This window comes from Komagataeibacter xylinus NBRC 15237 (assembly GCF_001571345.1).
Classification (GTDB): Bacteria; Pseudomonadota; Alphaproteobacteria; order Acetobacterales; family Acetobacteraceae; genus Komagataeibacter; species Komagataeibacter xylinus.
The window spans coordinates 1-14492 of sequence record NZ_BCTP01000057.1; the positions used below are offsets into that span (position 1 = coordinate 1).

10 protein-coding genes are annotated in these 14492 nt (G+C 58.3%); 3 read left to right on the forward strand and 7 right to left on the reverse strand.

Going from position 1 to position 14492, the window contains the following annotated elements; translation table 11 throughout:
- Positions 1-715 precede the first annotated feature (715 nt).
- From GXY01S_RS14750 to GXY01S_RS14765, 5 genes are read right to left on the reverse strand one after another with little or no spacing between them, the layout of a single operon-like run.
- Positions 716-2812 carry a S9 family peptidase gene (locus GXY01S_RS14750; RefSeq protein WP_242501181.1) on the reverse strand — a complete coding sequence of 699 codons (2097 nt, stop codon included), beginning with the start codon at positions 2810-2812 and terminating at the stop codon, positions 716-718.
- Positions 2812-4080: a serine hydrolase domain-containing protein gene (locus GXY01S_RS14755; protein ID WP_061276320.1), complete on the reverse strand. Its 1269-nt coding sequence runs from the start codon at positions 4078-4080 to the stop codon at positions 2812-2814. The genes GXY01S_RS14750 and GXY01S_RS14755 overlap by 1 nt, the downstream gene beginning before the upstream one ends.
- On the reverse strand, positions 4077-4835 hold the full coding sequence (locus tag GXY01S_RS19055; protein WP_255210459.1) for a penicillin acylase family protein: 759 nt from the start codon (positions 4833-4835) through the stop codon (positions 4077-4079). The genes GXY01S_RS14755 and GXY01S_RS19055 overlap by 4 nt, the downstream gene beginning before the upstream one ends.
- Positions 4726-6480 carry a penicillin acylase family protein gene (locus GXY01S_RS14760; RefSeq protein ID WP_255210457.1) on the reverse strand — a complete coding sequence of 585 codons (1755 nt, stop codon included), beginning with the start codon at positions 6478-6480 and terminating at the stop codon, positions 4726-4728. Before GXY01S_RS14760 ends, GXY01S_RS19055 begins: the two co-directional genes overlap by 110 nt.
- A 13-nt stretch (positions 6481-6493) precedes the next feature.
- The gene (locus GXY01S_RS14765) at positions 6494-7720 is read right to left on the reverse strand and encodes an FAD-dependent oxidoreductase (protein WP_061276322.1); all 1227 of its coding nucleotides are present in this window, start codon (positions 7718-7720) and stop codon (positions 6494-6496) included.
- Positions 7721-8037: 317 nt separating this feature from the next.
- On the opposite strand from GXY01S_RS14765, the gene GXY01S_RS14770 reads away from it, so the two are divergent.
- From GXY01S_RS14770 to GXY01S_RS14780, 3 genes are all read left to right on the forward strand, one after another.
- Positions 8038-8967 carry a serine hydrolase gene (locus GXY01S_RS14770; RefSeq protein WP_242501180.1) on the forward strand — a complete coding sequence of 310 codons (930 nt, stop codon included), beginning with the start codon at positions 8038-8040 and terminating at the stop codon, positions 8965-8967.
- 83 nt (positions 8968-9050) lie between these two features.
- Positions 9051-9941, forward strand: a complete 891-nt coding sequence (locus GXY01S_RS14775) for a LysR family transcriptional regulator (protein ID WP_061276326.1) — start codon at positions 9051-9053, stop codon at positions 9939-9941.
- 135 nt (positions 9942-10076) lie between these two features.
- Positions 10077-11681 carry a serine hydrolase gene (locus GXY01S_RS14780; protein ID WP_061276328.1) on the forward strand — a complete coding sequence of 535 codons (1605 nt, stop codon included), beginning with the start codon at positions 10077-10079 and terminating at the stop codon, positions 11679-11681.
- Between the two features lie 81 nt (positions 11682-11762).
- Here the strand turns inward: GXY01S_RS14780 and GXY01S_RS14785 are convergent, their stop codons facing one another.
- Both GXY01S_RS14785 and GXY01S_RS14790 read right to left on the reverse strand, forming a co-directional pair.
- A complete protein-coding gene (locus tag GXY01S_RS14785; RefSeq protein WP_061276330.1) occupies positions 11763-13706 on the reverse strand; it encodes a CocE/NonD family hydrolase in 1944 nt (647 codons plus the stop codon).
- Between the two features lie 42 nt (positions 13707-13748).
- Positions 13749-14492 (reverse strand): TonB-dependent receptor domain-containing protein (locus GXY01S_RS14790; protein ID WP_156470329.1); only part of this gene is annotated, 744 nt, incomplete at its 5' end.

Genomic DNA, 14492 nt, shown 5'->3' on the forward strand with positions numbered 1-14492 from the left:
GAGGGAGGGGATGTGAGTCAAGGGGGGCGATGTTCGTCGGTGTATTTCAAGAAAAAATCTGACGCATATAATAATTTTTATTTTTGCATTTATATTACAAATGAAAATTGAAATATTCTTAATGACGCATTGGTTTTATTTTTTAATATAAGTATTTTTTATTTTATTATTTTTGTGTTCGGATGTTTAAAAATACAATCTCGCCATGATACTGATAGCTCGCTCTCGAACAGCAGTCCATATCTTCAGTAAATATCTCGGAGTAGGGTAGAATTCGGATATAATACTCTGATAAATAATAACTAAACTGTTACGTAGAGTGAATGTCGGTATCGGGGGCTGCGTGCCCCCGCAACCAAACATATCCGATAAAATACATTAAACCCGCCCCCAACAGGCGGGTTTTTTTGTGCAGCAAAGCCAGTGTAGGAAATACATAGGAAATAGATGGAAAAGTAATCAGGCGTAGATAGGGTCATGCTCAGACAATGCTGTCACGTAGGGTTGCTTCAAAAACCCTGAGAGCCGCACGCTCCTGTGGCAGCAGGCATAGGATGCATATGGAACAGTCCTCTGGAGCATGAGCGCAATGCCGCTGAACAGATAACCCATGATCCAGAACTAAACCGTTACAAGTCCATTACAGACATCACCTGTATCCTGCCGCCGGCGGATAGTCATTCATCGTGAATGATGCAGCCTTGTGGGAAAAGCATCATGGTTTTGTCGGGTTCATGAGTGTGCGCTCAAAGAAACGGTCCATCCACATATAGCCATGCAACCAGTCCTGCATGCGTAGAAAGGCGTGTCGCTCACCGGGAAAGACATGATCCTCGTATGGAACGCCCTGCGCCGTCAGGGCACGTGCCAGCAGGGTGGACTGTTCGAATTCTACATTGCGATCATCGTCGCCATGCACCAGCAGAACGGGTGCCCGCCAGTGCTGAATGTCAGCAAGGGGAGAGGAACGCCATTCCGTTTCATGTGCTTCACGGTTCTGCTGGGGCGAAAGACCTGCGTGGTCTGGCTCGGTCAGGTCATGCACACCATGAAAGTCTACTCCAGCTGCAAAAATATCGCTGTTACGCGCCAGCGCCAGCCCCGTCAGGTAGCCACCCCAGCTTCCACCCCATATCCCGATATGGGTCGTATCCACATTGGCCTGCTGCTGGAGGTACGCTGCTGCCGCCTGCACATCACGGTATTCACTGGCCCCCGCGCGTCCGATCTGTGCGGCATCACGGAAAGCCATGCCATAGCCGGACCCACTGCGATAATTGACCGCCAGCACGACATACCCCTGCGCGGCCAGGGTCTGGTTCATGATATAGGTGTTGGAATAATATCCCATTGCATTGAACGCAGGTAACATCTGCCGTTCCGGGCCACCATGCACGAAGATCAGCGCGGGGTGGCGTGATGTTCCATCAGCGGGTCTGAAAAGCTGCCCATGCAGTTCAAGGCCATCTGCACTGTGAAAGCGCACGTTCTGCGGTGTCACGAATGTCACATCATCAGGTAGTACCGGGCTTACGGGCAGCAGGGTGCGGTCATGGTCAAGCACAACGGGGTGTGCCGTCTGTGTTACCCCGGTCGCCATCAGCGCAATATCGGTCCCCGCCGTAACCAAGGCGGCAATTTCGTCATTTCCTGCTGTCAGGGCCGTGGCGGGGCCACCCACCAGGGGGCGCGACCATGCACGCCACTGGTCCAGATCTTCGGCATTGGCGGTGTAAAGCAGGTTTTTGCCGTCAGGCGACAGGCGGTAGGTGGAAACTTCCGCCCCATCGGGGGTAAGACAATCCGGTGTGCCTGATCCATCCATGGGCAGGGCGCAGATGCGCATCCATCCGCTGCCTTCCCATGGGAAGAGCAGTCGTCCGTCCGGGAGCCATTCCAGCACGGAGCCTTCAGGGGCTGCGAACCGTGATCCCTTGCCAGCCGGTGCTGTCCACAGGTTATGCTCGGTGCCGGTCGGGATATCATAGACATGTATGGACCAGAAACGTCCTTTGTCCGGCGCAGTATCCACCACAGGATCCTGCGTGCGCACGAAGGCTATGGACTGGCTGTCAGGTGAGAAGACCGGCAGGCGGTCATGTGCCAGCCCCGGGGGGATGAAGGTGAGGTTCCCGGCCTTTTCCCTCACATCCCATAACGCGATGACTCCATGCGACCCACGGTCTATTTCAATGACGATGTGATGGCCATCCGGCGACCAGCGCAGGCCGGTAATTGCGCCCGGTGTGGTAAAGGCGGGGGTCGGTCTGGTTCCCGTATGTCCGATCATCAGCGTTCCGCCATGGCTGAAGGCCAGAAAACGCCCATCGGGCGAGAATGCGGGAGAATGACCTTCTCCCATGACAATATTACTGCCCGATGGCCCAATCAGATGAACGGTCTGCAGGCCCGCAAAAATCGCCTGACCTGCATTGGGAGGGGCGTCGTTCGGATATTCCGGGTCACCTCCTTCCACATAGGCCAATGTCCGGCCATCGGGTGTCAGGGCCAGTCCCCACAGGTCGGTTCCGTCATCGTGGGTGTAATGGGTTAGCGGGCGTGGCGCCTGACCACCATCGGAGAGCAGGATGTTGCGCACCCCGGCGCGCTGTTCAACCCAGGCAATGCGCTGGGCCTGCGCTGCGCCTGTCAGGCTGGTGGCAAAGGGCATGGCAAGAAGGGCGGCAAGACGTTTTTCGGTGGAAATATCCGTAATAGGTGCGGCATGGAGGGATGAAGTCGCCAGCATGCCGCCCAGCAGGCCCAAGCCGGCACAGCGCAGCAGACTGCGCGGTAAAAAGGAAGGTTCCATCAGCGTGTGGCTCCGGCAAGGGTTGTAAAAATCTGTTCTTCCACCCGTGTGAAAGAGGAGTAGCTACCCGGTGTCACTTCGTCTTCATCAGGGTAGCCATCAATCGCAAACACGAACACGTCCCCTTTTGCCGGATCATACCAGAAGCCGGAATGGAGCCCGTAGGCATCGCCCAGATGGCCGCGCAATCCGCCCTGATAGCCGGCGTAAGGTGCGGTCAGGCGCCCGCTGGCATCCGGCTGGCCAGTAAGCTCGATCATGCCCAGCCCGTAGCTTGCAATGGGGTAGGGGCAGGTACCATCATGCCCGTCATTGCGCCACGTCGGGGTTTCCATCAGGTGAATGCCGTGCGGGGAAAGGAGCCGTTTGCCATCCAGTATTCCGCCCTGCTGCATGAAGCGGGCAAGACGGACAAGTCCGGTAACGGAAATCCGCAATCCGCCTTGTGGTGAAAAGGCGCTGCCATTGGAACCGATGACGTAGGTGGAAAGCTGGGCAGCGCTCCATCCCTGCGGCGGCTGGGTATCGACCTGTGCCACGTAACCGGCGGCACGGTGGGTATAGAGTGTCGCCAGCCGTTCGGGGTGGCGTAGGGTCAGGGGATTATAGCCACCATCAATGCCCAGTGGCCCCAGTACATGGGTCTGCTGGTACTGGTCAAACCGTTCACCGCTTGCGCGTTCTATTATGGTGCCGATCAGGCCATAACACAGGTTGCAGTATTCAAACCATGTGCCCGGCCTGTGCTGGCCGTCCGGGGCAAAATGATAATCAGACTGGCCAGGTTTGCGGCCCGGGGCGAACAGGTCGGCAATTTTCTGGTCGGGTGGAAGGGTGTACCTGTCCGCATCCACAATGGTCGCGGTATGGTTGAGTAGCATCCGCACCGTAATCGGCACATCCGCGAAAGCCGGATTACGCAGGCGGAAGCCGAGATAGTCCGACACGTCACTGTCGAGCGCGACCTGGCCCTTTTCCACAAGCTCCATGAGTCCGATGGTCGTCACCACCTTGGAGACGGAGGCAATGCGGAAGAGTGTGTCCGTCCCCACGGGCACGCTGTCATGCTCTGTCCTGCGCGCAAACCCGCCATAATAGCTGTAGGCCGCATGCCCCGCGCGCAGCCGTATGGCCGCGATGGCCGCAAGCGGACGCCTCTCACCCTGTGCCAGGATGGCATCCATGGCCCTGTCGGTCGATGTGTCGGCCGCCATGGCGGTGCTGCCAGCGCAGGCTGCCATCATGGCAAGAATGATTGCGGGCTTCATGATTTTTTTATCGGCTTCAGTGTCGTGCGGCTGATGGTCGCAGCCTTGACCCGACTGGTGGAAAAAAGCAGCGGCTGCATCTGACCCTTCAGCCATGCAGGCAGGAAATCTGCATAATGAGGGGAACGCGGATCACCTGCCTGACCAGGGAAATTGAGGAAGACCGAATTATCCCACGCTCCCACGTCACAGACCATCAGGTAACTTGCCCCACCCGTGGTCCTGTAAGGATCTGGCCCTTTGGCAAGAGGATTGTACCAGCGTGCCATTACAGTATAGGAATCGCCACCCGTGCCGGTCTGGTGGCCGCCAGGTTGCGGGAACTGCGCCTTGATGGCGGGTATATCGGCCAATGGGTGGTCCAGCGTGATCGTATGCAGCGTGCCCCAGCGCCATGCAGCCATATCGGGCCCCAGGCGCTGGCGCAGTTCCGCCATTGCGGCACGCAGGGTTTCCACCAGCATGGTATCACGGGCAGTAGCGGGAACCGGGCCGAGACGGGTGTCTGGCGTGCGCAGCAGCCCAAGCTGGACAGTTGCATTGATGGGGCCAGGCAGCAGTTCGCGCAGGTGCGGGGGGATCAGAACGGCGTACAGTGCCCGTTCCAGCCGGGTCCACCATATTTCATACAGTGCTGCTGCCGGGCTATCGGCTTCGATCCGGCCGTTCCATGCACGCAGCAGGCTGGCTGCACTGGTCAGGCGGTACGTTGCCCAGCAGCCCCACCACGTCCAGCGCGAGTTGCGAGAATGTATCGTGCTGAAGGGCGGCACAGTCCGCCACGCCCGCATGCGGGGTTGCATCCAGCATGTGCGCGACCCGATTGTAGCGAAAACGGTCGCGCCATTCAAAACTGACACGCCGTTCCTGCGCGGGGTAATTCGGGGGCAGGTTCATCTCGTTTGAGGTGGCGAACCAGCCACGGGCGGGGTTGAAGGTTGACGGGAGCATCTCCAGCGCCTGCAGTCCGTGCCAGTCGTAGCGCCCGTCACCGGGTGCGGGTAGCAGGCCGTCGTGCCCGTCCGCCCGCGCTGGCAGGCCACCTGCCGCCTGCCAGCCTATATTGCCCTGCGTATCGGCATAGGTGAAGTTGGTTGGACTGGTATGTACCCGCAGTGCCTCGCGGAAGCTGGTCCAGTCGCGCGCAAGGTTCAGGCCGATATTGACCAGAAGCCCGTTGGCTCCGGGGTAGAGCCATGTTGCGCTGACTGCCGTGGCACGATGATGTGCACGATCGGCAGAGACGATCGGCCCCTGGGTCGTATAACGCAGCATCACATCCCGTTCGGCTTCGCCCCGCACCGCAATGGTGGTGTGGGTGATTTCCATCTGCTTCCATGTGCCGTTATGGAAATATTGGTCGGGTTGGGTAGGGTGAGTGCGCAGGATGAACAGGTCTTCCTGATCGATATGGAAATTCGTTCGGCCAAAGGCGATATGCGCGTTGTGCCCCTGCATGACGCCGGGCATGCCCGCCGTGCCACCGCCGATGACATCCAGCCCCGGGGCGCTCATGTGGATTACATATCGTGGTCCTGGCACGCCAAAACCAAGATGCGGGTCATTGGCCAGGATGGGTCGGCGCGTTACCGTGCGGGTGGGGGCGATGACCCAGGCATTGCTGCCGGAATTCATCCGCCGGTGCGCGGCATCACCAGGCGGGTGCGCAGCCCCCAGCGGCAGCGGGGTCTGAAGCACTCCGAACAGGCCAAGATCGTTTTCCGATATGGCATGAACATCAAGCCCGTCCGGCACGCGCAGTTCATGTGCGGGCTCCAGTGGCGTGGTAAGGGTATCATGGGACAGGCCACCACGCGCGGCGAGGCGGGCCCGGCGGATTTCGCCCTGCGTATTGCCTGCGGGTTCGGCGCGGATGCGGATCAGGTCCAGCACATCCCATGTCAGGGGCGCATAATCGAAAATCCTGAATTCGGGTGGCAGCAGCTCGGGGCTGGCACGAAGCTGGTCCAGCCGGGCATTGATGCCCGCCACATAGGCGCGCGCGCAGGCCTGCACCTGTGGGGAGAAACGCGCCAGTTCGGCTGCTGCATCACCACGGAACAGGAACAGGCGATTGGCCGTGTCGGATGGCACGAAATCCGGTCCGAATATTTCAGCCAGTCGGCCCAGGGCCTGCCTGTGGCCAAAATCCAGTTCCCACAGCCGGTCGCGCGCTACCACGAACCCGTTGGCAAAGAAGGCATCGGCAATGCTTCTGGCGCGGATATGCGGTACGCCCCAGTGATCTTCCGCAATTTCCACGGCGGCTTCCAGCCCCGCAAGTCCATCCATGCACGTATGATGGCGGGCTGCCTGCGCGCGGAAGGGCAGGGCCGTGAAGCCTGCGGTCATGCCACCCCCCATAAGGAGCTGGCGACGGGTCAGGCCGGGATTGCGCATGTCCTGTTTCTCCTTACGCCATAGGAGCCGCTGCCATGGTGCGGCTGCGCACGAGATCACGGACCCGCAGGGCTGACCCAGCCGAAAGTGTAAAGCCAAGGGCGCCATGGCCTACATTCAGCAACAGGTTGGGGCTGCGCGTGCGGGCAATGATCGGCACCCCCGTGGGGGTGGCCGGACGCAGGCCCGCCCATGGCTGCGCCGTGTCGTACGGTCCGGCCTGCGGCAATGCTGCCGCTGCAAGCTCACGCAGCCGGGCAATGCGCTGGGGGTTCACGCTGGCATCACGCGCGCCGATATCGACCATGGCCGCAATGCGCAGCGTATCGCCCAGCCGGGCATAGACCACACGGTTGTCGTAATCGGTCACGCTGACATCGGGCATTGTGCCAGCAGCGGCCCGCAGGGTCAGGCTGTATCCCTTCAGCCCGTATAGTGGCAGGTCAAAGCCAAGCGGTCTGGCCATCTGGCGTGATTCCACTCCGGCGGCCAGTACGACAAGGTCCGTATCATGCGGCCTGTCATCCACCAGTACTTCGCACCGCCCGTCTGTGCCCGCCTGCATGCTGGCAGTGCCGTGGAGCAGGTTAAAGCCCGGCATGCCGCCCATCGCATCGCGTAGGGACAGGCAGAAGCGGTGGCAGTCCGCCACCTCATCGGCCGGAGAAAAGATGCCGCCTGCAAGGCTGGGTGCAAGCGAGGCGAAGGCGGGTTCCACGCGGGCGCATTCCGCAGGGGAAAGAACCTGTTCCAGTTCCGGGTTGTTGACACCGGCCGCTGCCTTACGGAACCGGGCTGCATCGCGATAGACCACCAGCTTGCCGGGCTGGCGCCACAGGAAGTCCTTCAGCCCCTCGCTGCGCCACTGGTTAATCTCTGCCTGACTGCTTAGCGCCAGTTGCAGGAGCAGTGCGCTGTTGCGGGCATTGGTCCTGGCATTACAGGCCCGCAGGAAAGCCAGCATCCAGCGCCATTGATGCGGATCGGCCCGCAGGTGCAGGGAAATGGGGGAGCCCGACTGCAAAAACCAGCCCAGGGCCTCACGCGGGACACCGGCATCGGCCAGCGGGTGGACATAGCGGTAACTCAGTTGGCCGCCATTGGCAAAACTGGCTCCCTGCCCGACATCGGCACGCCGTTCGATCAGTGTGACCATGTGTCCGTCACGCAGGAGCGCATACGCTGTTGCCAGCCCCGTGACACCGCCACCTATGACCGTGATGTTGCGTTGTGCCGACATTCCTTCTCCTGCGTTCTGTATCCATTACCCCTTGCGGGGCCGTCATGTTTCTCAGACGATGTGATGTCTGGAAATCTAGGAACAGACGCCATGACAGGCTAATTCAAAAATACCGTCTTCCCATAACCCATGGTTAAGGGAGGCGCGTACCAGCATGAACCGTCTCCCTTTCTGTCAGGGCCAGTGCTGGCCCAGTCGGGTATGACACATGTTGTATCGTTTTTGAAACAATGCGATATCGGATCATGTTTCTGCCGTCTATGGCAGATCATTCGGACAAGCATGCCTGTCTGGGCCTGCGTACGGAAGGAATACCCATGCCCGGGATTTGTGCAAAACTGTGGCGCGGTACCGTAATCGCGGTACTGATGGCGGCGTGTGCATCTACGCCGGTGCATGCCGCATCGTTATCAGATGAAGTGGCCGCAACCGTGGCGGGGCAGCCGGGACATTTTGCGGTTTATGCGGCCCTGTCCGGTCAGCGGCCGGAAGTCTGCCTGCACTGCACGGACTACATCAATGCCGCCAGTACCATGAAGCTGTTCGTGCTGGATGCAGCCTATGACATGTTTGCCAGGGGCACCCTGCATCCGCAGGACAGGATTGTCGTCAAGAACCAGTTCCACTCCCTTGTCGGTAGCCGGAGCTTTGCGCTGGACCAGAAGGAGGATTCCTATGATCCGCTCTATGCGCAGAGCGGTCAGCCCGTAGCGGTTGCCGAATTGCTGCGCGTCATGATCCAGTACAGCAGCAATCTTGCCACCAATCTCCTGATCGAACGGGTCGGCGTGCCCTATATCCGCGCCGTTATCCGGACCCAGCACATCAAAGGCGTGCGCTTTGGCCGGATGATCGAGGATTTTGATGCCAATGCCCGCGGTATCCATAACCAGATGACGGCAAAGGGACTTGGCCTGTTCATGCAGAAACTCGATCATGGCGAGATTGTCGGTCCAGAGCAGAGCAGGGCAATGATTGATATCCTGCGCGGGCAGACTTTCAACGACATGATCCCGCCCGGCCTGCCATCCGGCACGCCAGTGGCGCACAAGACTGGCTGGGTCGACGGGGTGCGCAATGATGCGGGCATCGTGTTCCTGCCAGATGGTCAGCATTACATTCTGGTCATGCTGAGCAGATCCCTGCCCGATGAGGCCGCCGGTGTGAGGGTGCTCAATACGGTTTCCCGTCAGGTTTATGACCATTTTGCTCATGTGCGGGGCAAAGGCGGCCTGAATAATCCTTAAAGGCATGATTTTTTTAACCTGTTGTACAATGGGCCGCCTGTTGCGTATTGTATCATCAGCCGGAGCGGGGGGAGGTTGGGGACATGCGTCTGCGTCAGATTGAAGTTTTTTATGCGATCATGACGACAGGGTCGCTGCGTGCGGCGGCGGAAGTGCTGCATGTATCCCAGCCCGCCGCAAGCAAGGTCCTGCGCTATGCCGAGCAGTCGCTGGGTTTTGCCCTGTTCGAGCGCACGGGTGGCCGCCTTGTTCCCACGCGTGAGGCACAGATCATGCTGCCCCATGTCAACACGATCTTTGGCACGCTGTCTGACCTCAAGCGCCTGACCGACAACCTGCGTTATGCCCGTGACGGCCATTCAATCACGATAGGCTGCGTGCCCAGCCTTGGCCTCAGCCTCGTGCCGCGGGTGATCCAGCGCTATCACGCTGCCCATCCGGGCACTGAACTGACGGTCGATACCCTGCATAGTACTGAAATCATATCGCGTATCCTCAATCATGACCTCGATCTGGGCATCGTGTTCGGGGATTATGTCTATGATGGTGTCAGTTCCCATCATATTGCTGACGTGCCGCTACTGCTGATTGACGGGGAAAGCAGGGAAGGGCCGGTCATGCTGAGGCAGCTTGATCCGGTTCGCTATATTGGCCTGAGCGAGAATGATCCGACCGCCCGCCTGCTGGACATGGCAATGGAGGAGGCCGGTCTGTGCGCAGCCCCCTCCGTGCGGGTACGGACGCATTACATGGCCGCTGAACTGGTGCGGCTGGGGGCAGGCTACGCCATTGTCGATGCCCTGACCGTACTGCATCACCCCGGCCTGCCAAAACCGCAGGCCCTGACACCACCGCTGCATATGGCGTGCCGGGTGCTGTTCCGGGCGGATTATGCCCTTTCGCATATTTCGCAGGATATCCTGTCCCTGCTGCGTAATGAACTGGATGTTGCCCTGGCAAAATTGTCGCATTGAAAAAGCAGAAAAGTCATCCATCAGGTTAAGGGCTGGCTGCATATGATTAAGGGACAGGGCAGGGATTTCATGTTTTGATTCTGAAACGTGTCATGATTTTCTTATTTTCAATGTAATCAAGGACAGTAACCAGCCGTGAACAGGTCATTAACTACACAGATGCTCCGCCGCATGGGGGCGCTGTCGTTTGCGTTTCTTCCTCTTGCTGTCTCTCCCGCCATGGCTGCGCCCTCATTACCATCGGGCCTGACAGCAGAGCAGATTGATACCGTTGTTGAACGGGCGCGTGATGCTTTTCATGTGCCCGGCATAGGTGTGGCCATCGTGCATGACGGGCAGGTTGTCTTTGCCCGCGGCTATGGCCGCCGGGGTGAAGATGCGCAGAGCGGAAATGTGGATACACGCACGCTCTTTGCCATCGGGTCCAATACCAAGGAATTCACGACCACGGCGCTCGCCATGCTGGTGGATGAAGGCAAGCTGAAATGGGATGACAGGGTTATTGACCATATGCCCGAATTCCGCGTGGCTGATCCCGCCATTACGCGCGATTTCCGTGTAAGCGACCTGCTGACCCATCATAGTGGCATGGGGTTGGGGGCGGGAGATCTGATGCTGTTTTCCCACAGCACCTTTACCCGGCCCGAAGTTCTGGCTGCCTTGCCTTACATGCCTTTTACCGCGCCGTTTCGCATGGATTACGCCTATAACAACCTGCTCTATGTTGTTGCAGGTGCCCTGGTGGAGCGGATAAGCGGCACAGGCTGGGAAGATTTTGTCCAGTCGCGGCTGATTGATGCTGCCGGCCTCCCCGCGTGCCAGAGCACGCCGCCGGTAAAGGGGCAGGTCGATGTCGCAACGGGGCAGGGTGGCGATCCGGTACTGCCGGACCGGGCAGCGCTGCAGTTACCCGCGGTTGCTCCGGCGGGTGGAATATGGTGCAGCGTCGATGGCATAAGCCGCTGGGTGCAGATGTATCTCAATGGTGGCAAGACCCCGGAGGGAAAGACCATCATCAGCATGGCGCAACGTGACGCGGTCTGGGCACCCCACGCGCTACTGCCACTGCCCGATACGGCGCAGGCGACCGAGGGGCATTTTCGTGCCTATGGCTACGGCTGGTTCAACGAGGACTTTTTTGGAAAAAGGCGTGTCTGGCACACGGGCACGATCGACGGCATGGTCAGCTATGTCTCGTTCCTGCCAGAAATGCAGACCGGGATCGTGGTGCTGACCAATCATGATGATCCTCACGCTATCTATTCCATCCAGACGACACTGAACTCACTTGTCGTAACCGGCAAAAGTGCTGACTGGGTCAAGCACTGGAAAGATGAGGCCACGGCAAAAGACGCGCAGGATGCCAAAATGGCCGCAACCCAGGGGCCAGGTTCGCCAGCGCGGCCCTTTATTCATCTTTCATCGCACGATGCGCATGATTATGTCGGTCTGTACCATGACGACTGGCGTGGTGACATGCACGTGACACAGCAGGGAACGGCACTCCGCCTTGCATTTGGCAAGGCCAGCGGGCTTGCCGGTCCGCTACAGGCATTGCCGCATGACCTGTTTGTGGTGCGGTGGGATGATCGTGCACAGGATGCGGAGGATGACTGTTACGTGCAGTTCGAGCGTGACATGACGGGTAAGGTGACGGGTATGAAAATGCAGGTCATCGGATCGGATTTCAGTTTCGATGCGCAGGATCTGCACCCGCGCAGGATTTCGGACCAGCCATAACCCCCGTCTGCCGACCAGACATAAAAAAAGCACGGGATGCGCTGTCCGCATCCCGTGCTTTTCTGGTTTATGGGCCTGCCGTTATGGTGTGGAAGCGGCAAAGATGTTGCCAGTGGGGGTCGTGGCATGAACATCGACCCAGCTCTTTGCCACATCAATGCTGATCTGCGCCGATTTGTAGGCACTGGCTTCGGCAAGGAAGATGTTATCCACGTAAGTCTGCGGATTGCGGTCATAAAGAGGGAACCAGCTTGACTGCACCTGTACCATGATACGGTGGCCGGGCAGGAAGGTATGGTTCGTCATGGGCAGGTTGAAGCTGTATAGCTGCGGTGTGTTGGCAGGGATGGCTTCGGGGTGTTCGAAGCTTTTGCGATACCGCCCGCGCAGGATATCGGCGCTGACCATAAACTGGTACCCGCCCATTTCGCGCTGTTCAGGTACCTCATCGGGATAGACATCAATCAGTTTGACCACAAAGTCCCCATCCGTGCCGGTGGTAGAGGCGGTCAGGTGAACAACTGGCTGCCCCTTGATGGTGAAGGGGTGGGTCAGGACCGGCGATGTCATGCTCAACACATCTGGCCGGGCCGTAACATTGCGCTGGTCAGTTGCCAGCCAGTTGGCCCAGGGTGTGCCCGGTGCAGAACTGGTAATGACGGGACGGGGAATATAGGGCACCGGATGGTCCGGGTCGGCTGTATAGCTGACCACACCTGCATCCGCGACAGGCGCGGCCAGGCCAAGGCCATGTCCGGGTTCAAAATGCAGGCCCGTGCAGCCTGACCTGCAATCCTGTGAAGGCAGGGTGGTTGTCGTCTCCCACTCGTTATCGCCCGTGCGGAATGCCGTGACCCGGCCAGGCAGTGGAATGGACGAATCTTTCAGATAATGGGCAAGGAAGGGTTCAAGGATTTTCTTGCGGAAGTACAGCCCTGTATCCGCATGGAAGTTGATGCTGCCCAGCGTGCTGGCAGCCTTCGCCTCACCACCGTGGTTCCATGGCCCCATGGCCAGGTATAGATTGGCGGCAGAGGCGGCATTTTTCTGGAGCGTGTAATAGGTGTCAATCGCGCCAGAAATGTCTTCCTGATCCCACAGGCTGTGCACCAGAAGGGTGGGCACTTTCAGCCCTTCCTTCAGCAGGAGTTTGTCTATGGCCTGCTGCTGCCAGAAGGAATCATAAGCGGGATGGGCCAGTAACTGCTTGAAGAAGCCGATCTGGTCCATGCCCCGCGCCTTGCCTACGGCACCGGCGCTGACGCCATTGAGATACAGGTCGTAGGCATCGTATTCGTTGGCCCACCATTTTGCCGTGCCTTTGGGCGTGGTGTCCTGATTATAGACATAGGGCAGCGTTTCCTCACGGAAAGCGCCATAGTGGAACCAGTCATCACCCATCCAGCCATCCACCATCGGGTTCATGGGCACCGAGACCTTGAGCGCCGGATGGGGATGGAACAGGGCGGTCAGGGATGTGTAGCCATCGTATGATATGCCAATGATCCCGACTTTTTTGTTGCTTTGCGGCAGGTTGTGAACCAGCCACTCAATCGTGTCCCACGTATCGGTAGCATGATCGACCTGCGTGCCGTTGAGGGACGTGTCATGCATGGGCCGGTTCATGACGTACTTGCCTTCGGAGTCATGTTTGCCGCGTACATCCTGAATGACACGGATGTAGCCGCCATCCATGATGACATCGGGCATGTTGTCATACCCCTGCATGATGGAAGCCATATGCCCGCTGGAGGCATAGGAGACCATGTGATCCGCACTGTACGGCGTGCGGGTCAGCAGGATCGGCGCATCATGGGCGGCTTTCGGGATCAGGATGACGGTGTAAAGCTTCACCCCGTCACGCATCGGAATCATGACATTCTTGCGAACATAGTCAAAGTTCGCGTCCTGTACCTGAAATTTTTCCGGCATATCGGGGGCGATGCTGCCAGCAGGCATATCCTGCGCCTGTGCAGTAAGTGAAAAGGCAGCAAAACAGCCTGATAGCAACAGTGCTTTTTTCATCTGGGATCCTATATATCTACATTGGTTGGCTAGTAAGCAAGATCAGAATGCTGCCGATATGGTGCCATAGAACTCGCGCGGGGCTGCAACAAACAGGTTGGCGTTGTCGTCACCCGTTACAGATGCCGCGCCAGTCGCACCGCCAATGTAATTCGAGTTGAACAGGTTGGTTACACCCAAAGCTGCCTTGATATTCTGGGCAAAGCCGATCTTGCCAAAGTTGTAGGCAAGGTTGAGGCTGGCAAGCCAGTAGGCCGGGATCTTCTCATCATTCATGTATGTCATGGAACGTGAGCCAACGTAGTTAACATTGAAGTTAAACATGGCACGCTTGTAGGTATAGTTCAGGTTGGCCTTATACATGAACTTCGGGTAATAGACCTGATGCTTTCCCTTGATGTCGTAATTGGTGCCATTGTAATTAATGGAAGTGCTCTGGTACTCCGCATCATTCCAGCTGAAGCTGTTGGTGATTTCCAGCCCATGCACGGGGCGGATCGTGCCCTGAACATCAGCGCCGTTCATGGTTTCACGTCCGACATTCATCAGGGCGCCCGACGGGTTGTTTATCGTACCTTCGGTGATGGCGGCCAGACGATTGTAGTAATCGGTATGGTAGAAATCGACTGATCCAGAGAAAATCTGGGAGTTATAGCGATACCCTACAACATAGTTCCAGGTCCGTTCCGGCCGGAGGGTATTCTTGTTGGAATTGAATACTGACTGGGCCGAAGTGGAGTCACTGCCCAAGTTACCCCATGCGGTGCCGCTATCCGTCTGGGAGAA

Bases quoted from the DNA above. Each gene is read 5' to 3' on its own strand.
- GXY01S_RS14755 (WP_061276320.1), bottom strand. From the start codon at position 4,080: ATGAAGCCCGCAATCATTCTTGCCATGATGGCAGCCTGCGCTGGCAGC.
- GXY01S_RS14785 (WP_061276330.1), bottom strand. From the start codon at position 13,706: ATGAAAAAAGCACTGTTGCTATCAGGCTGTTTTGCTGCCTTTTCACTT.
- GXY01S_RS14770 (WP_242501180.1), top strand. From the start codon at position 8,038: ATGCCCGGGATTTGTGCAAAACTGTGGCGCGGTACCGTAATCGCGGTA.
- GXY01S_RS14760 (WP_255210457.1), bottom strand. From the start codon at position 6,480: ATGCGCAATCCCGGCCTGACCCGTCGCCAGCTCCTTATGGGGGGTGGC.
- GXY01S_RS14775 (WP_061276326.1), top strand. From the start codon at position 9,051: ATGCGTCTGCGTCAGATTGAAGTTTTTTATGCGATCATGACGACAGGG.
- GXY01S_RS14765 (WP_061276322.1), bottom strand. From the start codon at position 7,720: ATGTCGGCACAACGCAACATCACGGTCATAGGTGGCGGTGTCACGGGG.
- GXY01S_RS14750 (WP_242501181.1), bottom strand. From the start codon at position 2,812: ATGGAACCTTCCTTTTTACCGCGCAGTCTGCTGCGCTGTGCCGGCTTG.